17 protein-coding genes are annotated in these 20,875 nt (G+C 60.7%); 8 read left to right on the forward strand and 9 right to left on the reverse strand.

Annotated features, from left to right (window positions below; genetic code table 11):
• Position 1: 1 nt before the first annotated feature.
• The 3 genes from NMA52_RS12365 to NMA52_RS12375 are packed head-to-tail and all read right to left on the reverse strand — an operon-like array spanning position 2 to position 1,653.
• Entirely contained in the window at positions 2–505 is a 504-nt protein-coding gene (locus NMA52_RS12365) for a DUF4174 domain-containing protein (protein ID WP_254827987.1), read from the reverse strand.
• A 19-nt stretch (positions 506–524) separates the two neighbouring features.
• Positions 525–1,145, reverse strand: coding sequence for a hypothetical protein (locus NMA52_RS12370; RefSeq protein ID WP_254827988.1), 621 nt, complete (start codon positions 1,143–1,145; stop codon positions 525–527).
• A gap of 7 nt (positions 1,146–1,152) precedes the next feature.
• Positions 1,153–1,653: a hypothetical protein gene (locus tag NMA52_RS12375; protein WP_254827989.1), complete on the reverse strand. Its 501-nt coding sequence runs from the start codon at positions 1,651–1,653 to the stop codon at positions 1,153–1,155.
• A gap of 118 nt (positions 1,654–1,771) precedes the next feature.
• Here NMA52_RS12375 and NMA52_RS12380 point away from each other — a divergent pair, with 118 nt between their 5' ends.
• The 7 genes from NMA52_RS12380 (at position 1,772) to NMA52_RS12410 (ending at position 9,615) form a co-directional block, all read left to right on the forward strand.
• Positions 1,772–3,967, forward strand: coding sequence for an ATP-binding protein (locus tag NMA52_RS12380; RefSeq protein ID WP_254827990.1), 2,196 nt, complete (start codon positions 1,772–1,774; stop codon positions 3,965–3,967).
• A gap of 93 nt (positions 3,968–4,060) precedes the next feature.
• Entirely contained in the window at positions 4,061–4,489 is a 429-nt protein-coding gene (locus NMA52_RS12385; protein WP_254827992.1) for a response regulator, read from the forward strand.
• Between the two features lie 49 nt (positions 4,490–4,538).
• Entirely contained in the window at positions 4,539–6,887 is a 2,349-nt protein-coding gene (locus NMA52_RS12390) for an ATP-binding protein (protein ID WP_254827993.1), read from the forward strand.
• Positions 6,888–6,916: 29 nt separating this feature from the next.
• A complete protein-coding gene (locus NMA52_RS12395) occupies positions 6,917–7,444 on the forward strand; it encodes a biliverdin-producing heme oxygenase (protein WP_254827994.1) in 528 nt (175 codons plus the stop codon).
• A gap of 17 nt (positions 7,445–7,461) precedes the next feature.
• Entirely contained in the window at positions 7,462–7,815 is a 354-nt protein-coding gene (locus NMA52_RS12400) for an arsenate reductase family protein (RefSeq protein ID WP_254827996.1), read from the forward strand.
• A complete protein-coding gene (hemF, locus tag NMA52_RS12405) occupies positions 7,808–8,707 on the forward strand; it encodes an oxygen-dependent coproporphyrinogen oxidase (protein ID WP_254827997.1) in 900 nt (299 codons plus the stop codon). The genes NMA52_RS12400 and hemF overlap by 8 nt, the downstream gene beginning before the upstream one ends.
• Entirely contained in the window at positions 8,704–9,615 is a 912-nt protein-coding gene (locus tag NMA52_RS12410) for a class I SAM-dependent methyltransferase (RefSeq protein WP_254827998.1), read from the forward strand. The genes hemF and NMA52_RS12410 overlap by 4 nt, the downstream gene beginning before the upstream one ends.
• 14 nt (positions 9,616–9,629) lie before the next feature.
• Here the strand turns inward: NMA52_RS12410 and NMA52_RS12415 are convergent, their stop codons facing one another.
• A complete protein-coding gene (locus tag NMA52_RS12415; RefSeq protein ID WP_254827999.1) occupies positions 9,630–12,650 on the reverse strand; it encodes a tetratricopeptide repeat protein in 3,021 nt (1,006 codons plus the stop codon).
• A 169-nt stretch (positions 12,651–12,819) separates the two neighbouring features.
• Between NMA52_RS12415 and NMA52_RS12420 the strand changes: the two genes are divergently transcribed.
• Positions 12,820–13,722, forward strand: coding sequence for a M23 family metallopeptidase (locus NMA52_RS12420; RefSeq protein ID WP_254828000.1), 903 nt, complete (start codon positions 12,820–12,822; stop codon positions 13,720–13,722).
• A gap of 24 nt (positions 13,723–13,746) precedes the next feature.
• Here NMA52_RS12420 and NMA52_RS12425 read toward each other — a convergent pair whose 3' ends face one another.
• From NMA52_RS12425 to pseI, 5 genes are read right to left on the reverse strand one after another with little or no spacing between them, the layout of a single operon-like run.
• A complete protein-coding gene (locus tag NMA52_RS12425) occupies positions 13,747–15,378 on the reverse strand; it encodes an aspartate:alanine exchanger family transporter (RefSeq protein WP_254828001.1) in 1,632 nt (543 codons plus the stop codon).
• Positions 15,379–15,381: 3 nt separating this feature from the next.
• Positions 15,382–16,860 carry a lipopolysaccharide biosynthesis protein gene (locus NMA52_RS12430; protein ID WP_254828002.1) on the reverse strand — a complete coding sequence of 493 codons (1,479 nt, stop codon included), beginning with the start codon at positions 16,858–16,860 and terminating at the stop codon, positions 15,382–15,384.
• A 2-nt stretch (positions 16,861–16,862) separates the two neighbouring features.
• Complete coding sequence (locus NMA52_RS12435; protein ID WP_254828004.1) at positions 16,863–18,359, reverse strand: hypothetical protein; 1,497 nt, start codon at positions 18,357–18,359, stop codon at positions 16,863–16,865.
• Complete coding sequence (locus NMA52_RS12440; RefSeq protein ID WP_254828005.1) at positions 18,356–19,825, reverse strand: hypothetical protein; 1,470 nt, start codon at positions 19,823–19,825, stop codon at positions 18,356–18,358. Before NMA52_RS12440 ends, NMA52_RS12435 begins: the two co-directional genes overlap by 4 nt.
• 15 nt (positions 19,826–19,840) lie before the next feature.
• The gene (gene pseI / locus NMA52_RS12445; RefSeq protein WP_254828006.1) at positions 19,841–20,875 is read right to left on the reverse strand and encodes a pseudaminic acid synthase; all 1,035 of its coding nucleotides are present in this window, start codon (positions 20,873–20,875) and stop codon (positions 19,841–19,843) included.

A 20,875-nucleotide genomic window follows, 5' to 3' on the forward strand; every position in this document is an offset into this window, starting at 1 on the left:
CTTACCCCCCACCCCGTCGCTCGGGGGATCGCGTACTTCGCTCCGTATTAATCTGGCTTTCGTTACCGTATCCCTGCCGTAGTTCCCGTTGCCGCATGGGCATGCCGTCAACCAACTCGATGAGGACGGATACGGGGGTGACGGTGTTGCGCGCCCGGTACTTCTCGGTACCGTCCAGGCCTACCAATACGAGTTCCAGTTGGTATGGAGCGGCACTGAAGTGATCGTAAAAGTACGCGGAGGCACTTTCCTTCAGGAATACACCCGTATTCTCCCGGTTCCCGTTCGGGGTGATCAGCATCACCTTCAACCGGCGCTCGCTGAGCTCCTCTACGCGTGCCTGGAGTAAATTGTATTGTTCCACGAACAGGGGATCGTCAGCGGACGGCGTAAAGAGCAGAACCAGCCGCGATTTCCAGCGAAAATCCTCCAGGCTCTGGGCGTCACCGAGGAGGGGTAAGAACAACATGGACAGCAGGGGCAGCAGGGGCAGCAGGAGTTTCATATCCTTGAAACACAAGGATTTATTCCGATGTTCCAGCCAGGGCGACCATCAGCGCCCGGAAGCTTTCGGCTTCCCGGTACAGGGCATCCTGGTAGGTCGTAGCCCGAAGTCGCAGGTTCCAGGGAAGGTCGTCCCGGAGTTCCAGTTCCACGGTGATGTTGCCGAACTTCTGATCCAGATCTCCCCGCCCGATTTCAGCTTCCTGGCGTTGCTGCCGGGTGCGCGGTTTGAGGTAGTGGCGTTCCTGGGTCTCTACCCAGTCGGGCCGGCTGAATATCCGCCGGTCGCTGACCTGGGTCCGGTAATCGAGCTCCAGGATCCGTTCCTGCAGGTAGTGGAAGAAGTGGCTGATCTCCTCCTTTCCGTACTGCGTTTGGTGGAAGTGGATGACGAAGCCCTTGCTGCTGGGGGTATCGAGAAAGCTGACCGACGTATCGACCCTTCCGGTGACCCGAAACTGAGCGTACTGGTCCATAAGCCAATCAAACAGGCGGCGGCGGGCCAGCGTCTTTTTCCAGCGCGCGTATCGCGCCAGTTCCTCCGCGTCGCGTTCGATGAGTTCGTGCACCGCGGGGGCTGCCGGCGTGCTCTGCTCCGCAGCGTCGAAGAGGGCGCTTATTTTTTGCCAGAAGTTGGCCATGGGGAAATTATTTAAAGCGGGTCAGTTTTCCGCGGTACTTCAGTTCCCGCTCTTCGGTATAGCCAAATTCGGCGTGGGGAAGCAATCGGTTCAGGGTCTTGGTTACCAGCAGGAGATGGTCGGCCTTCAGACTGAAATCGTGCATTTCGCCGTCGGCGTCCACGAGGTAGAGCATTCCGCTGCGCATGAGGTTCAGACCGAAGGGCATACGCTCCGTGACCAGGCTGAATACCCATACAATGCGTTCGGGTTCCTCCCGTAGCCGCTCTCGCCAACTTGCCGCCGGTCGTTTACCTAGCAACCGGACCAGCCAAAAAACACCCAGCGTCGCCACCAGCATACCGAGGAAGGGTAGGACTGCCGAGCCGGATAAGGTAAATAAACTGACGGCGAGTCCGCAGACTACCAGCCCGAGGGCCGTGAGCTGCTGAAGCCGGTGTTCCCGCTCCAGGCTATCCCACAGCGGCCGCAGTCCGGGGTGCCCTATAATCCGCTCGTCAGATGTCATGATGGTATATCCAGGAAACCGCAAGGTGGTTTACCCGGGCCGGCCTTTTTTACATTTGGCTGCTAAACATGGCCTCCGCCCAATACGCTTAACTGATAAGTTACTCTTTTCCGCACAAATGCCCGCCGACAATCAGATTCAGCCCTACGCCTGCGTCGTCATTTTTGACGCCACGACCCTGCACATTTGTGCCCACAGCAACAACCTGCAACAGGTAGTGGGCGCGAACGCGGGAGCCGTAGGTACGGAAGAAGCCGATACCTGGGTAGACCAAACCCTGACCAGTCTGTTCTCCCCGGACACCATTCTAGCCATGCGCAGAATGGCCGACCAGTACCTTCCCCCCCCCCTGCCCCTCCACGAGGGTCAACCCGTACGGTGGGGCAACCGTCAGGCCATCGTTTTCAGTGCCGGTCATCGCATCCTGCTCGAGATCGAACCCCGCTCACCGAAGGTCTACGGAGAAAACTGGGACCTGCGCCTGCTGGAGGCCTCCGAACTGTTCGCCCGCGCCGTTTCCGAAGCGGAAATGCTGGGCGATGCGTGCCGGCTGCTAGCCAGTACGCTCGGTCTGGACCGCGCCATGCTGTACCAGATCGACGAAGTGACCGGCGACGGCATCGTTAAATACGAGCATAAGAACGACCTCCTGCCATCCCTGCTGGGCGTTCGGTTCCGGAAGGAGGACTATCCCGAGGAGGCTTACCGCCTACACGTTCAGCAACCCGTGTCTCAGTATACCGTATCCGACCAGCCGCCGGCCGCCCTGATCGGAGATCCGGGGGAAGCGGCGCAACTGATCAACTACGTCCTCGGTTGCCGTACGACCTACACCGCGGCGAAGGAATTCGTGGAACAGATTCACGTATCTACGCAGGTCACCATTTCACTCACGATCCGGGATAAGGTGTGGGGCGTCTTTACCTGCCAGTCCCGGGAGCCCCTCTACCTGGACTACCAGTTGCGCACCTTTGCTCGCCTGTTCGGCATTCAGGTAAGTCGTGATCTGAGCAGTTTCTCGGCCAATCTCGCCAACCGGCGCATACTTGATGCGGACCACCTACGGGCCCGCATTCGCAACAACATCGCCCGCGCCTCCAGCCTGGTGGAGGGCTTCTCCAAACCCGACCCCTCTCTGATCGACTACATTCCCCACACCGGCGGCATCGCCGTACTGGTGGAGGACAATTACCTCAGCCTTGGTTGCACGCCCGGGGAAAACGAGGTGCGGGAAATCCTACGGTGGGCCCGTCAGGAGCACGGCGAAAAGGAGATTTACTACACCGACCACCTCGAGGGCGTCTATCCACCCGCACGGGACCTGCGCGACTGCGCCGCCGGCATCCTACTGGCCCCCCTCAACGCCCGCCGTACCGAATGGATCCTCTGGCTCCGCCCCGAGCACGTGGACCGGGTCGTATACGGCAGCCGCGACGGCGACGGCAAGCCCGGGGAACGGTTCACCAAGACCATTGAAGTGCGCGAAGGCTTCAGCTTACCGTGGACCGACGAACAGCTCTCCAGCATTCGTGACTTTCACGCCTTTGTCCGCAACGTAGTCATCGAGCGGTACAGCGAACTGACCTACATCAACCGGCAACTCCAGGCGGCCTACAACGAACTGGAAGCCTTCAGTTACACGGTCAGCCACGACCTACGGGCTCCCCTGCGGGGTATCGACGGCTTTGCCGAAATTCTCATGGAGGAATACGGATCGAAGATGGAACTCGATGCCCGCGAGCTCATCCGCACGATTCAGTTCAATGCCGCCCGCATGAACCAGTTCATCACGGATATCCTGGAGCTGAGCCGGGTGGGCCGGGTGAACCTGGTCGTGAACGATTGCGACGTGGCGCAACTGGTCCGCTCGGCCGTGGCCGATCTGACCAAGCAGCTCGGGCACCCCATCGAGGTCAAGCTCCAACAGCCCCTCCCTCCGCTGCGGGGAGACCGTAACCAATTGCTGCTCGTGTTCAAGCACCTGCTGAGCAACGCGGTGAAGTACAGCTCCAAACAGGCCATCAGTACCATCGAGGTCGGATTCGTTCGCCGCAATACCTTCGGAGATGGGGAATTCTACATCGCCGACAACGGCATCGGCATCAATGAGGATCATCACCAGCGGATCTTCGGCATGTTCAATCGTCTCGTAACGAACGATGATTATGCCGGCTCCGGAGTAGGACTGGCAGTGGTGCGCCGTATCATCCGTCGGCATAACGGAGAAGTGCGCATTGAAAGCAAACCGGGCAGCGGGGCCACCTTCTTTTTCTATACGGATCTGCCTCCGGTAATTACGGGTCAAACAATTTAGCCGACTGTTCCGTTATTTCAGCGAATCTTCCCCGGACGGGAGGATGAGTTCCTGCGATTATTTTACTTTTACTGTCAACCTCATAAACTTACCATGTACGCCAACAAGATCCTACTTGCCGAGGATGATACAACGGATGCCGAGTTCTTCCAGCGCGCGCTTAGCCGGCTGGATTCTCCTCCCGAATTGGTATGGTGCAAAAGCGGAACGGAGGCTTATTTAGGTCTCACCGGTCAGGACGATGCGTCCGCCCTGCCGCGGCTGGCCATTCTGGACATCAAGATGCCGGGCATGAACGGCCTGGAACTTCTGGAGAAGATTAAATCGGACGAGCGCACAAAAAATTTACCGGTCATTATCATGTCGAGCAGCGACGAGCCCCAGGACATCGCCCGGGCCTACGACTGCGGTGCCAATGGCTATCTGGTCAAACCCAATCGGTTCCAGGACCTGCGCGATCTGGTGGGTTCCATCCATACCTTTTGGATCAAGACTAATCGGCTGAAGCCCCTTCACGACTGACCCGTCGTAAACCCTCACTAGCCGCGTCGTCGGTTACACAACTTTTTGAATGCAAATCAATCACGACCCTGTAGCACGCTCGGTCAGAGAAGTCTATCCCTATAGGGTCGATCTGGAGAATTGTGACCACGAACCCCTCCGTCATATTCAGGTAGTGCAGGCTTTCGCTTGCCTTATCGCCGCCGATGCCGGCTCCCTAACCGTGCGGTACGTCAGCGAGAACACCGACCGTTACCTCGGCATTGACTGGCAGGACATTATTGACCAGCCACTGTCCCGCATCTTTTCCCGCGATCTCATCGAACAGATCGGCCTGGGACTCTCCCGGGAAGACGGCTTCGAGTCGCTCAATCCCATTCAGACCTTTTTTCGAATCGACGGGCAGCAGTCCCTCAAAAACGTAATCGTTCACCGGGACGGGTCACGCATTCTGCTGGAAATTGAAAATGCCACGGAAGATCTGCAGACTTCCGGGTATCAGCAACTGCTGGCGCGCGCGGTAGCCCGTATTCAGAACATCAGCAACCACGACCGGCTATTTACTGAAACCGCCACCATCATCCGGCAGCTGACGGGCTACGATCGTGTAATGGTTTACCGTTTCGACAAGGATTACAACGGAGAGGTCATCGCCGAGGCTCTTGCCGACGATCTCGAGCCCTTTTTCGGATTGCATTATCCCCACACCGACATTCCTAAGCAAGCCCGCGAACTGTACCTCAAAAATCGCGTGCGGCTCATCTCCGACATTAGCCAGTCGCCCTCCCGTGTGCACAGCAGTGAGGCGGTCACGGACGAATACCTCGACCTTACGATGGCCGGTAGCCGGGGCGTTTCGCCCATTCACCTGGAATACCTGGGCTACATGGGCGTCAACAACTCGTTGAGCGTAGCCATCGTGCTCGGTGACAGACTCTGGGGCCTGTTCGCGCTGCACCATTACTCGCCGAAGAACGTAGACTACGCGCTGCGCAATCTGCTACAGTTCATCGGCCAGATCTTCAGCGGTCATCTTTCGCTCCAGGCCGCCGGGCGGTACCGCGAACAAACCCTGACCCGTAACCTCGTCCGCCTGGCGATCGGAGAGCACATCACCAAAACCCGCGATCTCTTTACCGGGCTCCTGGAGGGGAAATACACCCTACTCAATATTTTCAACGATACCACCGGCGCGGTCATAAATTTCGAGGGTCGCCAGGAAACTAAGGGAGAAACTCCTCCCATGGAGGATATCCTGGGACTGATCGACTGGGTAAATAATAACGGAGTCGATCACGACAGCCTCATCTACTCAAATGATTCCGTTAGCCGCGACTATCCCGCTTTCGCCCCCCACTGCGATATCGCCGCCGGGGTCATGATCATTTACTTCAATCCCGACCACGCCGACTGGATTTGTTGGTTCCGGCCGGGGCTCACCCGCAAGATTACCTGGGGAGGAAAGCCGGAAAAAGAAGAAATTCTTTCCCGGGAAGGCACCCGGCGTCTCGGTCCCCGGCGCAGCTTCCAACGCTACGTCGAGACGATGGAGGGTTGTAGCGCCCCCTGGCAGCAGGCGGAGATCGACGCGGCCTACACGCTGCGTATCACGATCATCAACAGTATGATCCAGCACTACGCTGAGGTCAAACAGATCAACGAAAGACTTAAAAAAGCCTACGAGGACCTCGAAACCTTCAGCTATACGGTGTCCCACGACCTGCGGGCTCCGCTGCGGGCCATCAATGGTTACGCCGAAATTCTGGAGGAAGAGTTCCGGGAGGTTCTTACCGATGACGCTCGTACCCTAATTATGGGAATTCAGCGGGGCGTAGACCAGATGAATACCTTCATCACCGATATCCTGGAGCTGAGCCGTGTCGGCAGCGGCGGCCTGAAGTTGTCACCGGTAGACGTCGCTCCACTCGTCAGCGAAGTCGTAAACGAGAGCCGCCCCGTATACGCCAGGGAGGAAGATTTTGCCGTGCGCGTCGATAAGGACCTGCCCCCCGTGGTCGCCGACCGCCGGCTTCTCCGGCAACTGTATACGAACCTAATATCGAACGCCCTTAAGTATATGCAGGCGGATGAGGACGGTTCTCTGGGCATCGCGGTCGGTTACCGTCGTCCGGAGGAAGGTTTCGAGCCTACCATCTATACCGTGAGCAATACCGGCCCGGGCATTGAAGACGAATACCGCGATACGATCTTCCAGATGTTTAGCCGGATCTCCTCCAATAGTAAGACGGAGGGTACGGGGATCGGACTGGCCATCGTCGAACGTATCGTCAGCCGCCACAACGGTAAGGTCTGGGTGACCAACGACGGTCTCGGAGTGACCTTCAACTTCTACCTCGATCCCGAAAACCAGCACACCTTTGATTCCGACGGCCGGGATCGGGTTTCCGGTGCCGCCTAGCCCACTATCGCATCACCATACCGAGCAGCATGAAGTCTCCCCTACTCGAGCGTCTCCGCACCGCGACCCGGCCCCTGCATACGGAGCTGGAGCGGGTCACCTGGGGGGATAAGATCATGGATGGCACCCTCACCTCCGAGCAGTACCTGACCCTGATCGATTGGCAACGGCGCGTACACGAGACCCTGGAACCGACCGTCGCCGATTTTACCACGGCACGTTACCGCTATCGTCCACGCTTTCCGCTGGGTTCGGGGGCGCGGAGCGCAGGAGCAATGAACGGGGAACGGGCCATCGGCACGCTGTACGTCCTGGAGGGCGCAAGTCTGGGGGGTAGCATTATTTATCGCAAACTGTGCGCGAATCCCGCCCTGAGTGCCCACGCCCCCTTCCCCTTTTACCGGGAGCAGTCCGAATGGGGACTGCAGCAGTGGCGATCCTACGTAGAGTTGCTACACGAGCTGCAACCGACGGACGAAGCCATCGAGCAGGCGGTGAGCGGCGCCGAGGACGCCTTCCGCCTCTTTGCCCGCGAGTGGCGGTCACAGTCGGCCTAGTACCCTACTTTTGCCCCATGGCAATTATGTACCAACTCAGCAACTGCAAGACCTGTCAGCGCATTCGCTCCGAGATCGGGGAATACCCGGAGCTGGAGGTCGTCAACATTAAGGAAGATCCGCTCACTCCGGCACAGGTCGATCACCTGGCCGAACTTGCCGGAGGGTACGAACCCTTGTTCAGTCGTCGGGCCATGAAATACCGGAGTATGGGGTTGGCCGATCAATCCCTCACGGAAGCGGCTTACCGGCGTCTGTTGCTGGAGGAGTATACCTTCCTGAAGCGCCCGGTCACCGTCGTCGGCGACCGCATATTCATCGGAAGCGCCAAGAAAAACGTTGCCGCCACTAAAGCCGCGCTCGATGAGTGATCCCGGACGCGACGAGATCACCCGGTACTTTCAGGAGTTGCAGGACGATATTTGTCATCAACTCGCGGCCGCCGACGGCGGAACCTTCACGGAAGACAGCTGGGACCGACCGGGAGGCGGTGGCGGAAGGGCACGGGTCCTGCTGGGCGATGCCATTGAGAAGGGGGGAGTCAACTTCAGCGCGGTGCACGGAGAGTTACCGCCCGCCGCCGCGGCCAGCCTCCATACCGATCCCGGGGAAACCTCCTTCTACGCTACCGGGGTAAGCATCGTGCTCCACCCCCGCAATGTCCACGTACCGATCATTCACATGAACGTGCGCTACTTCGAACTGGACGGGGGGCGTTACTGGTTCGGCGGAGGCATCGACCTGACGCCCCACTACGTAGACCGGGAACAGGCGCGCTGGTTCCACCAACAACTACGAAACACCTGCGACGCGGCCGATCCTCATTACTACACCCGGTTTAAGAAGTGGGCGGACGAGTACTTCTTCCTTCCTCACCGCGACGAGACCCGCGGCGTAGGAGGCATCTTTTTTGACCGGCTCGAACCCGTTGCGGAGCAGAAAAGCAAACGACAGTTATTCGACTTCACCGCCGCCGTCGGGAAAACCTTCGCCCCGACCTATCTCGAACTCCTGCGCCAAAATGAGGATAAACCCTTCACCCCGGAGCAGCGCCGTTGGCAGGAACTCCGGCGGGGCCGCTACGTGGAGTTCAACCTGGTATGGGACCGGGGAACCAAGTTCGGCCTTACTACGAACGGCCGGACCGAAAGCATCCTGATGAGCCTGCCTCCACTAGCCGGTTGGACGTACGACTACCGCCCGGTACCGGGCAGCGCCGAGGCCGATACCCTCGCCTTACTTCGCAAAGGCATCGACTGGTGAGCGACTTTGACCCCTTCCGTAACCGTCTGCGCAAAATGGCACGCCACTTCGACAAGTGGGCGCGCCGGCAGCAACTGGAAGCCTACCGAATCTACGATGCCGACCTGGATGAGTTTCCCGTTACGGTCGACCGCTACGCGGACCGGCTCTACGTAGCGGTGTACGAGCGGGGCGAACGGGACCTTACGGAAACCTACCGTACCCACCTGACCGAAGTACTGGACATACCCGCCGAACGGGTACACTTCAAGGTACGTCAGCGGCAATCGGGAAACCGTCAGTACGAAAAGCTCGCAGCCAGTCAGGAGGAATTTGCCGTCGCGGAATACGGTCGACAATTCCTCGTCAACCTGAGCGACTACCTGGATACCGGCCTCTTTCTCGACCACCGGGCTACGCGGCGCATGGTCGGCGATCAATCCCGGCACAAACGCGTACTGAACCTGTTCGCCTACACCTGCTCCTTCGGCGTGTACGCGGCTACGGCCGGGGCCGGCCGGGTCGACAATCTGGATCTGAGCAATACTTATCTGGATTGGGGCCGACGTAATTTCGAACGCAACGGGATCGATTCCCGTGATCACGGCTTTATCCGTGCCGATGCCCTCCAGTGGCTGGCCCAACCCGTCACGGAACGCTACGACATCATCGTGCTGGACCCACCCACCTTTTCCAATTCGAAAATGATGGCCGACGTACTCGACACCCAGCGGGATCACGTCCGGTTGATCGAAGGATCCCTCTCCCGCCTCGCCGCGGGGGGGCGTCTGTACTTCAGCACGAACTACCGTAAATTCAAACTGGCCGACGAACTTGCCGGCCTTGCCCGGGAGATTACCGCCCAGACCCTACCCCCCGACTTTCGCAAGAAGAACCTCCACCGGTGCTGGGTCTTTGACGTCGACTAACCACGCCGGATGCTTCAGTAGTGCTGCTCGAACCACTCCCCGTACCCGGCGAAGGAGCGGGCCTTGAGGATCTCGCGGTAGTTCGTTTGGGAAACCGGGTACAGCTGGTAGGCCTGCCCGCTATCGGCCAAAAATTCGCCCGTGTTCTTCCGGGCGATCTCGTAGTAGTCCATGGCTTCGCTACCGCTCTTGAAGCGGCGCATGACCAGTACGGGAGTTTCGTTGTCCTGCCCGATGAAGATAGGAGTCGAGCGTAAGCGGTCCAGCTTGTTGTACTTCTGGTTGTAGGTTTCCAGTTCGACCTTCAGCTCGTTGAGGGGGGCGTTGCTGTTGTCGAATACGACAAGCACGTAGTGGATTTCGTCCATGCTCTCCCGGAAGCTTGTCTCGCCGGCGGTGACGGCACGGCCGGGCAAACGGGCGCCGCTCTCGCCCAGCAACCGCAGAATCTCCCGGGCGCGGATCTGTTCCGGGCTGCCGTCGTGATCGGCGACTACTTGCTGGAGGGCGGTTACGTAGGCCGCACGTCCCTGGAGCTTGCCCGCCACCATGGCACGCAGCAGTTCGTACCGGGCCCGCAGGGGGTGGTCTCCGGGCAGGGCGGGCAGGGCCGAGGCGATAAGCTGCTCGGACTGCTGGTAATCGTTGCGCTCGAAGGCTGCATAAGCCGTCTCGTACTCGCGGGTGCGGCGGCCTTCCTCGCCCACCAGTTCGGCCGCGTAGGAAGGATCGTTGGTCAGACGGGCAAATTTGCTGTCGGGGTACTTCCGGTTCAGTTCTCCGGCGTAGCGCTGGGCGTCGGCGACGTTGCCCTCCCGTTTGTGGAGCAGATAGAGGTAATACCAGCTTTCGGCTTCGTGGGTTGAGCCCGGATAGCGCGTATTCAGTTGGGTAAAGGCGTCGATGGCCCGGGGATTATCCTCCAGGCGATCCCGGTACTCCCGTCCGAGATTGAAGTAGGCCGCGGCGAGTTCGTCGCGCGTGGCGGTCTGGGTGGCTTCGTCGGTAGGGATATCGGCCAGGATGGCGTTGATCTCGTCCTCGGTGGCCAGCTGCACTTCGCGGCGGGTAGGGTCGCCGGGTGCGAGGTCGCCCTCGTCGGTGAAGAGTCCGGCGTCGGTTCGGTTGCTGCGTCGCCAGTTATCCTCCAGGGAGCGGTCGCCCCAGCGGCGGCTGAAGTCGCGGCCGCCCCGGCGGATCATCTGATCGTTGTAGCCCCAGAAGCTGCTGCCCGACAGGGTGGAGGCCGAAGCGGCGGCGTTGGCAACCGGCAGGCTACCCTGGGTAGCGGGGGTGCTGTAATTAGCCGCGGAGTTGGTAGCCCGGCGGAGTTCGAAGACCTCCTCGGCCCAGCTGCGGCGATCGGCATCCGGGAGGGTGCCGATGCGCAGGAGACTGTCCTTGAGGGTAATTTCCTGGATGTTGGTGGCAATGCCCGTGAGCCGGTCCCGGCGATCGGTGGTGCCCACGTAACGGCTGTCCGCGGGTCCCATCACCTGGAGGGTGCTGTCGTAGTAGAGTTTCGCCCCCAGGTAATCCCCCGATTCGTAGGCCATATCGCCCAGTAGCTGGTAGGCTTCGGTACGGGTAGCTCCGCCGCCGCTGGGGCTGTCGAGGGCCCGACGCAGATACCGGGAACCGGCGGCTTCGTCCCCGTCCCGGAGCGCGATGCCGGCCATGGAGTACAGGATCTGGCTTTCGTAGTCGCGATTTTTCTCCTCCTTCACCATCCGCTCGAGTTCGCGCAGGGCGTCGGCGGAGGTCCCGCCACCGCTCAGGTAGGCATTCTGGGCCATGTTGATGCGGGCACCGAGTTCAAATTCGTAGGCGGGCTTACTGGCCACCACCTGCCGGAAAGCGTCGAGGGCGGAGCCCGGCTGGCTGAGTTCCTGGTAGAGCTGACCGGCGATGTAGTAGTAGCGGGCCCGCTCGTTGCGTTCTTCGGCGACATCGGCGGCGGCCTCCAGAAAGGGAATAGCTTCCTCCAACCGCTCCTGCTCGAGGTAGAGGTAGGCCTGCACGGCGATGGCCTTACGGCGTACGTCGGCGTAGGTACCCCGGTCGTTGCGCAGGTCTTCGAGGATGATCTGGGCGCGGTCGAAATTATCCCGCTTTATGAGCGTCCAGGCGAGCCATAGTCTGCTTTCCTGGAAGGCCGGGCGGTGTTTGAGTAGGTAACTGCCAGACTTCTTGCCGTACTCACCGCCGGAGGCATCGGCCTCGTTGCGGTTGCTGAAAATGGAGATCATGCCGATGGGGCCCTCCTCCATGTCCGCCGTATCGTCTTCGGCGAGCGCTTCCGGCTCATTTTCCAGTCCTTCGGCGCGGGTGGTGTCTACGGGCGTTTTCGTCGGCAGGCGAATGCCCTTCTTCCGGGCGCGAATTTTGGCCTTTCGTTCCCGTTCGCGTTCCTTCTGGGCGGCCTTCGCTTCCTTTTCCCGTTGCTTGATGGTACGCTGGCGTTCGCGCTGGGCGTCGCGGCGGGCCCGCAGGCGATCGCGGCGGTTCTGCGTCTGACTGGTGGCTACTTCGCGGCGGCTTTCGAACTCGTCCTCCTCCGTTTCTTCGGAGCTCCCCTTCTTCCCCTTACGACGTTCGGGGCGCGGGCGGAATTCGTTGACGGTAAAGTTGAGGGTCCGCTCGGCGCCTTCGTAATCCTGCTTCAGCAACTGCGCCTGCCCGACGAGCAGGTAGCTGTCGTCGGTCCAGTTGCTGTAGGGGTGCTTTTTGACCACGATGGCAACCTTCTCGATGGCGCGATCCAGCTCGGCAGCGACGGCACTGGGATTGTCGACGGCCAGGAAGGGGAACATCTCCAGCCGCTGGTTGTAGTTGTCGGCGTGTTGCTCGTTGAGGGCGAGGAGACTTTCGTCCATGATCTCGCGGGCGTTGAAGTAGCCGTTGAAGTGAGCGTTCATGTTGTGCCACGCCCGGGCGACGATCCCCTGATCTTCGCGGCTCTTCGTGGACGAGCAAGCGGTCAGGACCAGTTGCAGGACCAACAGTAGCAGGAAAAGCTGCGTTATCTTCTTCAAATTCGTTTGTTCTTTAGGTCTGCCACGGCGCACGCCCGGATAACGGATCTACCCTACCGGACGTTGAATTGCTTAGGGCAAACGCCGTCTGCTCCGGGGAAAGTGCCCCAAAGGCTTGCTTTATTGTACGCTACCTTGCACCCGCGGGCCCGCCCAAAATAAAGATAAGATGCAGGAAAATAAGGCAAAAGCGAACCGTTGGCGGCGGCTGAAGGACCGAAGCCGGGCGGAGTACCAACTGCTGGTGCGCGACGTCAAGAACTACGAGGAAATTGCCAGCTACCACCTGACGCCCCTGAACCTCTACTTCCTTCTGTCGACCCTACTCCTGGTGGTGGCCGCGCTGGTGTTCCTGCTCATCACCTTCACCCCCCTGCGCGAGTACATCCCCGGCTACGGCAACGTGGTGGAGCGACAGGAACTGGAGGAACTCGAGTCTATGGTCGGCGAACTGAGCGACCTGGTGGAAGCCCAGGATCTCTACATCAACAATCTGAAGCGCACGGTGCTGGGAGAAGCCATCACGGCCGACAGCATCGACCAGAGCGACGCGGTGGGAATCCCGGAAGAGGTGACCGCCCTGCCCCCCTCGGAAGCCGAAATTCAGCTGCGCCGCGAACTGGAGCAGGAAAGAAACGGACAGCTACGGCCCACCGCGACGGCCCCTCCCCCACTCCCCGTGACGGATGTCGTGTCCCTGGCGCAGGTGTACCTCGTCGCGCCGGTAAACGGGGAGGTGAGTGCATCCTTCAACCTCACCTCCGAACATACCGGAGTGGATATCCTGGCGCCCCAGAATACGGCCATCAAGGCTACCCGCGCCGGCATCGTATTCATGTCGGAGTTCACGAACGCCCACGGCAACGTCATCGGCATTCAGCACGACAACAACCTCATCAGCTTCTACAAGCATAATTCACAGCTTCTCAAACAGGTCGGCGACCGCGTCAAGGCCGGGGAGGCCATCGCCATCATCGGCAACACGGGTACCCAGAGTACGGGACCCCACCTGCACTTCGAGCTCTGGCACGAGGGACGGGCGGTGGACCCGGGGGAGTATATTAGTTTTTGAAGACGAGTGGATGGGGGGGATGACCTAGCTCAGCATATTATACAGCAACTGCACGGCCAGGATCTTGCCGATGAGGACGACGGGTAGCATGCGGGTGTAGCCGATGGTGGGATACTTGTTGCCGGCCTGCTCCACCGCGAACTCGAGGACGGCGGGCTGACTGCCGACCATGCCGCCGAGAAAGCTGAAGGGGATGCGCAACAGACGGTAACCGACCACGATCGTGGCCGCGGTAGTGATGAGGGCAATCGCGCCACCGGCGAGAAACAGCTTAGGACCGAGATCGGTCTGCAGGGTCTGGTAGAAGGTCTGGCCGGAGCGGATACCGATGCCCGCGAGCAGGAAGATGAGGCCGAGTTGCCGGAGGGTAAGGTTGGCACCGTAGGGTAAGGTCCAGAGTATGGGACCGGTACGCCGCAGCTGACCGAGCAGGAGCGCGACGATCAGGGGGCCGCCCGCGAAGCCCAAACTGAAAGAATAGCCGCCGGGCAGGGCGAAGGTGATCATGCCGAGGAGAAGACCCAGGGTGATGCCCAGGCCGAAGGAAAGCAGGTTGACGCGGGAGAGCGCCTCGTAGCTGTTGCCGAACACGCGGAAGACCTCCGGCAGGTCATTGCGGTGGGCTACCAGCAGGATACGGTCGCCGAGTTCGAGCACCGTGTCGCCGCTGGCGAGCAGGTCCATGTCACCCCGTTGCACGCGCGTGATGAGGACATTGAACTTTTCCTGCAGATTGAGGGAGGCAATGGTCTTGCCCGCGATCTCATCGTTGGATACGAAGATGCGACGCACGTCGAAGATCGACCGGTCGTGATTGAGCTGCCCCTCTACGGCCGGACCTACGAGGGGGGCGATTTCGTCGATGGCGTCGCGGGGCCCCACTAGTACGATGAGGTCGCCGTACTCGGGTCGGCTGTCCCAGGTGGTGAGGGTGGTCTGCCCTTCGTGCATCATGCGACCGAAGGCCACGCCCGCCGGGTGGCGACGGCGGAACTCCCGCAGGGTGTGCCCCGCCAGATCCGGATGCTCGACGCGGAAGGTCCGGCTGACGAGTTCCTCCCCCATCGGGTACTCCTTCTGGAGGGTACGGAACTCCGCCGCGTAATCGATACGGTACAGGCGTTGGAGGGCAAACAGACCGAGCATCACGCCCAGTACCCCGAGTGGATAGGCCAGTGAGTAGCCGACTACCGCCTGCTGGCTCATGACGTCCCGCCCGTCCACCGGCGCGTTTTTCTGAATGGCGTCGAGCAGACCGGCCAGGGCGGGAGTATTGGTGCTGGCCCCGGCGTAGAGCCCGCTGGTGGTTGCCGCATCGAAGGCGAACCACTGACCGACCCCGTAAGCGAGCAGGGCGGACAGCAAAACGGTGCCCGTGGCGAAGTAGATGTCGCGGAAACCGTTGCGGCGAAAGCTGGCGAAGAAGGCCGGGGCGGAGCTCAGACCGACGGTATAGACGAAGATCGCCAGCCCCAGAAAGATGATAAACTGCGGCACTTCCAGTCCGGGATCGAGGGCTCCGAAGCCCAGTCCGACGAAGAGTACCGCCGCGACCCCCAGTTTAAATCCACGCACCCGTACTTCCCCCAGGCCGTAGCCGATGGCCATCACGGCGAAGAGCAGGAGCAGGGGATTCGTGGACAGTAGCTCGATCATGCGTCAGGTGAACATCTTTCCGACCCCATTAGTCAACAACCGCCGCAGGGCCGGCACCCCGTTGGTGAAGCGCAGATAGCCGAAAAAGAGTAGGCACACGAGGCTTCCCCGCACAATTACCTGCACCGATGAGCGGGCATTCAGGGGCAGGAACCAGGCCGCGAGTCCACAGCCTACGAGTACGAGCGTCGTGTACAACAGGCTCATTGTCAGGGGCTGCAGTCGCATCTTCCAGTACACGAAGCCCACCTTCAGAATGTTGTAGAGGAGTAAAGAGACCAGGGTCGACAGTGCCGCGCCGGTCATGCCGTAGCCCAGCACGGCGATGAATAAATAATTGAGAAAAACATTCAGTACGCCCAGGATAAGCACTAGAATAACGTTCCAGCGGTAGTAGTCCGTCATACCGATCAGGTTGCCGTTGATGCTGGTCATGAGGTCGAACAGCTGCGCCCCGCCGAGCAGCAATACGGAGGCGTACCCGATGCGGTAGGCCTCCAGTCCGTCGGTCAGGTTGTACACGTAGGGCATGCAGACGACCGCCCCGACGTAGATGAGTCCGCCCACCGCGTAGAGGACCATGGCCGACTCCCGGTACAGAAATCCGAGGTGTGACAGATCCCGCTCCCGCCAGGCCCGGGCCACGATCGGCGAGGTGATGGCGTTGATGGCCACCGTGGGAATGATGATCACGTTCATGACGTACTTGGCGATCGCGTAGATGCCGGTGTCGACGTCCCCCAGAAAGGTATTGATGCTCACCGTATCCAACTGGGCAGCCAGCCGTGACCCGATGGCCCCGAAGACGCTGTACACGGCGAGCCCGTACAACTCCCTGACGCGTACCCCGTCCAGGTCCAGACTCCCCCACCCCAGATGCAGTACGCCCAGTCGCCAGGCGTACAGCAGGAGTCCGAGCGCCGACGAGCCGTACAGCACCACCAGCCACCCGTCTACCTGGCGGTCGGACAGGTAGCCGTAGACCGCGGCCAGTACCAGCACCGGTGCCCCTACCTTGATCAGAAGATTGTTGAAGATCACCGGTAGCGCGATCCGCTGGAAATTGATCAGGTGGGAGGTGAAGATTCCGGCGTACACCAGGGTAGCGGAAATGCCGATGATGGTCCAGCGGCTGTTCTCCAGCACCCCCCGCCCCACCGCGAGCCGATCGCCGAGCAGCAGATTGAGGGCCACGATCACCAGCAGGGCGAGCGTGGAGACCACCAGGCTGCGGGTCAGTAGTTGCCCGGCGTTCCTTACCTCGTTCTCTCCCCGCAGGTAGGGCAGGTAGCGCACCATGACCGCCGGCGTACCGAGCAGCAACAGAGGCACCAGCAGGGTCGCGAAACTGACGATGCCGTCAATGTGCCCCTTCAACTCGACATCCAGGGGGTAGATGAGCAACTGGCTCACCGCCCCGATGGCCACCCCCAGCAGGGAAACCGCGTTATTTTTGATGGTCTGCCGACGGATGATCCCCATACCTACGCCTTTTCCCGTAAGTGAGAGTACAACTTTCCGATTTCCGTAATCCGCAGTTTTCGGCCCGTCACGATCCGGTGGGTGCGCAGCCAGCGGGGAATTTGGGGCAGGTAGCGCAGGAGGTTGCGTAGGGCGGCGGGGGTGAGGCGGCGAATCTTTTCTCCGTGCACGTAGGCCGTCTTCGTATCGACCACCCGGGTGTGGGTGTAGGGGATGCCGAAGTGGCTCACGAAGTACCCGTACCGCAGTACGTTCTCTCTGCGCTTCGGCGGAAGGTCCGGCGTGGTAAGCAGGTGGAGCAATTCCCCGTAATTCGCGGGTTCGTACACGGCATCCTCGCCCTCGTAGAAGGCGCGGCCGTAGAGTACGCTCGCCGTTCCCCAGTAGGTAGCCTCCACGCCGGCCGAGGAAGCAAAGCACAGGGCCACGTCGGCGGCTTCCAGCACGGCGTAGGTGTCGAAGGCTTCCTCCGGCCGGATCACCGTCAGGTTCCGTTGCTGCATTGCGTACAATTCGCGCGTCTGCTGATTGTCGACCGGCTTCAGGTTCGGATGCATGCGAATGTAGAGGTGTACCTCCGGCGCGTCCCGCAGATCGTTCAGTAGCCGGTAGACGACCTCATTCTGCTGCCGAAAAAGTGGCGTTACCCATTCCTTGATGGCCTGCATCTCGTCTTCCGAGGAAACGAAGATCGCGATATTGTGCTTCCGCTCGTCCCAGTTTTGGGGCAAGGTACCCGCCCGCTGATCGCTCAGGTAATTGCGGTCGTCGCGGTGCTGACCCCGCCGCTTGGCCTCGTACCAGTCCATCGCGGCGGCCACCCGTTCCCGGGGGTCGGCTCCTTCCCAAAGTTCTTGCATCAGGCGCCGGCGGGTCGCGATGCTGTGCGGCAGACTGTTCTCGAAGAGCTGGTACAGTTGATCGCTGCCGCCGCGTTCGTGGGTGGCGAAGGGGATACCCCATTGCCGGCATAGGCCGAGTAGTGGCCAGAGTTCGGAGTGGCGGCCGTTAAATACGATGACGCGATCAGGATGTACCGTATCCATCACCCGCTGGTAATTGCGCAAGGCCCCGATCGCGTTCCGGAGCTGCAGGCTAATCAGTTCCTGGTGCTTCCCCCGGGGTTCTACGGCGTACTCCCGCAGTACGGAGATGGTGGAGGACGCGACCCCCCTTCCGATGTTCACGCCTTCGTACTCCAGCGCGAGCAATTCCTCCAGGTCAGCGGGCAGCCGGTCGGGAAAGCCGGCGGGAAAGAGCGAGCCGTCCAGTTTTAGCGTGGTGGCTCCACCGCGGCCGGCGGTACGCGTGGCCCGGGCATCACATACGGCGCAGCCCAGTAGGTTGTGGGTAGAGTTGAGGCTACAGGTGAGCAGGCAGGCGTCGCAATGCAGAAGGAAGAGGCGATCCCCCCGTTTGGCGTACCGCTGCAACAGCTCCTCCTCGGTCGCCTGATGCATAGGGCTGATGCCCTGCAGGGATACGAACAGCGTAGTCATGAGGGCGGGGACGCAGGAGCGGCGAGTCGGGCGATGATCTCATTCCCAATCACGCGAACATTATGCCCGACCGACAGACCAAGCACGGAGTTATCGTGGTAATAGCCATCACCGTTGGCGGGTAGGGCCCGCTTTACCAGTTCTTGCGTAAAGGTTTCGGGATCCGAAGCCGCTGGGTGATCACCTTCCATAATCCGTTTCGCCGCGCGGCGGGCATCCGCCACCGATCGTACGGTATACACCCCGGGACCGCCCTCGTAGTAGGTGTACCCGAACGCCAGTACCGGTATACCCTTCCACATGGATTCGAAACCTACGGTTCCCGAAGCCGTAGCGACCGCCACCGCCCTTTGTTGAAGCGTGGAACTGCTCACTTCCGTCGCGATGAAGCGGACCCGCGCGGATTTGCCAAAGAGCTCGTAATACCGTGCTCCCCGTCCGATCAGTCGCTGCGCGGGATGCTCCTTGACGTAAACGTGCACCTCGGGGGGAAAGGCGGCCAGTAGCACATCGACCATCAGGTACTGATCGACGAACCGCTCGGCCAACGGCGAGGTAGTGGCTTCCGGCTGGTAGTGGAGGGCGAGGTAGACGTAGGGGCGCTCGAGGTCGGGGGTGGAGTCGGCGAGGGCGGCGTACCGTCTTACGAAGGCTTCGTCGTGGCGCGGCTGAGTCCAGCGTTTTTCTATCCCGAGGTACCAGGCGTACCGGAGTGCGGACGGACGGATCAGTTTGCGCCAGTCGCCCTTGAGTTTGTTCGCGGCCCGGGTGAGCCAGTGCTGCTCCCGTTTGCGGCGCTGGCGCGCGATGTTACCGGCCTGCACGTAAAAGGGTCGTGCCTCCGCTTCGCCCCTTTGCTGTCTGCTGATGCGGTTGCCTACGGCGCTACGGATATCGGCGTCCTCGTCGGACAGGACCGCGGCCGGTCGCGTGGCGGGCTGCCCCATTTCCCGGTAGTGCGCCATGGGTAGCAAGAGGTCCGGCGTCCACTGGTAGAAGTAAAGGGTCTGAATACCCAGTACGCCGCAGAGTTCCGCGATGACGTAGTCCGCAATTTCGTGGGGGATATTGGATGCGACGAAAGCCTCGATGCGGTATTCCCGAAGGAATCCGAGCCAGTACAGAAACTGCCGGCGGAAGGTGGCCTCCCGCGTGGGAGCGCTTACCGGGGGACCGTAACGCTCGAGACGGTCCTGCATCTTCAGTACCGTAGGCTTAATCGCGGTGTACCGATCCAGTAATGCGTCGGTCCATTCTACCGTCGTCCGGACGGACGGCATGTTCTCGCTCTCCAGAACCAGGGCGGCCTGGTGGTCGATAACGGTAATTTCCGGGCCGGAAGACAGCCGACGTTCTCCGAGGTTGTCCCGAATCCAGTACACGTGGTCTACGGGAGGCGTTGCGGCGAGTTTGGCCACGAGGCCGTCTACGGCGTGGGTAGCGAATCCGTTGACGAGAATATTCATTGCGGCCAAGATAGCCTACAACCGGAAGGGTGTCCCCCGTTTAAAGTCCAGCGTAGCTTTTCGTCCGATCACTTGGTCGTAGTATTTCGGTGCCAGGCCGTCTCCCGGCCGGATCACCCGCAGGTTCTCCCGCGTCAGTTCCTCGCCGGCGGCAATATCCCGCACCACGTAGATCGACCGCTTGAACTGCAGACTTTTCTCCTCCGCTTTCTGGGTATCCAGTTGCACGCCCCCGAGGCCCTGCCAGGCACGTTCGGTTTCCGTGACCAGGGCCCGCAGCTCTTCGGGTTCGAGACTGAAGGCGCTGTCGACGCCCCCGTCGGCCCGGCGCAGGGTAAAGTGCTTCTCGATCACGCAGGCCCCGAGGGCAACGGCCGCGACGGATACCCCGATGCCCATGGTATGATCGGAAAGTCCCACCGTGCAGTCCGGGAAGACCGACTGGAAGACCGGAATGGTCCGCAAATTCGTGTTTTCGGGGGTCGCCGGATAGGTGCTGGTGCACTTCAGCACGCAGATGTCCTTCGCCCCGGCCTCCCGCAGAACGCGGACCGATTCGTAGATTTCGTCCAGTCGCGAAGCACCCGAACTGATGATGATCGGCTTACCGGTAGCGGCTACCTTGCGCAGCAGGGGGTGATGATTGGATTCAAAAGAAGCGATCTTATAGGCCGGGACGTCCAGGGATTCCAGAAAATCGACGGCCGTTTCGTCGAAGGGAGAGGAGAAGGCGACCATGCCCAGCGACCGGGCCAGATCAAAGATCTCTCCGTGCCATTCCCAGGGCGTATAGGCTTCTCCGTACAGTTCGTAAAGGTTCTTCCCCCGCCACAGGGAATCCTCGTTGGTGATTTCGAACAGGCCGCCGCGGGCGTCGATCGTGAGGGTATCGGGCGTGTAGGTCTGCAGCTTCAGGGCATGGGCGCCGGCCTCCGCCGCGGCCCGGACGAGATCCAGGGCCCGGTTGATGTCGCCGTTATGGTTACCGGACATCTCCGCGATCACGAAGGGCCTGTGGTCGGGGCCGATCTGGAACTTTCCTATGTTCAT

It is taken from the genome of Lewinella sp. JB7 (assembly GCF_024297185.1).
Taxonomy (GTDB): Bacteria; Bacteroidota; Bacteroidia; order Chitinophagales; family Saprospiraceae; genus Neolewinella.

Bases quoted from the DNA above. Each gene is read 5' to 3' on its own strand.
- NMA52_RS12420 (WP_254828000.1), top strand. From the start codon at position 12,820: ATGCAGGAAAATAAGGCAAAAGCGAACCGTTGGCGGCGGCTGAAGGAC.
- NMA52_RS12365 (WP_254827987.1), bottom strand. From the start codon at position 505: ATGAAACTCCTGCTGCCCCTGCTGCCCCTGCTGTCCATGTTGTTCTTA.
- NMA52_RS12435 (WP_254828004.1), bottom strand. From the start codon at position 18,359: ATGACTACGCTGTTCGTATCCCTGCAGGGCATCAGCCCTATGCATCAG.
- NMA52_RS12425 (WP_254828001.1), bottom strand. From the start codon at position 15,378: ATGATCGAGCTACTGTCCACGAATCCCCTGCTCCTGCTCTTCGCCGTG.
- NMA52_RS12375 (WP_254827989.1), bottom strand. From the start codon at position 1,653: ATGACATCTGACGAGCGGATTATAGGGCACCCCGGACTGCGGCCGCTG.
- NMA52_RS12430 (WP_254828002.1), bottom strand. From the start codon at position 16,860: ATGGGGATCATCCGTCGGCAGACCATCAAAAATAACGCGGTTTCCCTG.
- NMA52_RS12380 (WP_254827990.1), top strand. From the start codon at position 1,772: ATGCCCGCCGACAATCAGATTCAGCCCTACGCCTGCGTCGTCATTTTT.
- pseI (WP_254828006.1), bottom strand. From the start codon at position 20,875: ATGAACATAGGAAAGTTCCAGATCGGCCCCGACCACAGGCCCTTCGTG.
- NMA52_RS12395 (WP_254827994.1), top strand. From the start codon at position 6,917: ATGAAGTCTCCCCTACTCGAGCGTCTCCGCACCGCGACCCGGCCCCTG.
- NMA52_RS12390 (WP_254827993.1), top strand. From the start codon at position 4,539: ATGCAAATCAATCACGACCCTGTAGCACGCTCGGTCAGAGAAGTCTAT.
- NMA52_RS12385 (WP_254827992.1), top strand. From the start codon at position 4,061: ATGTACGCCAACAAGATCCTACTTGCCGAGGATGATACAACGGATGCC.
- NMA52_RS12400 (WP_254827996.1), top strand. From the start codon at position 7,462: ATGGCAATTATGTACCAACTCAGCAACTGCAAGACCTGTCAGCGCATT.
- hemF (WP_254827997.1), top strand. From the start codon at position 7,808: ATGAGTGATCCCGGACGCGACGAGATCACCCGGTACTTTCAGGAGTTG.
- NMA52_RS12370 (WP_254827988.1), bottom strand. From the start codon at position 1,145: ATGGCCAACTTCTGGCAAAAAATAAGCGCCCTCTTCGACGCTGCGGAG.
- NMA52_RS12440 (WP_254828005.1), bottom strand. From the start codon at position 19,825: ATGAATATTCTCGTCAACGGATTCGCTACCCACGCCGTAGACGGCCTC.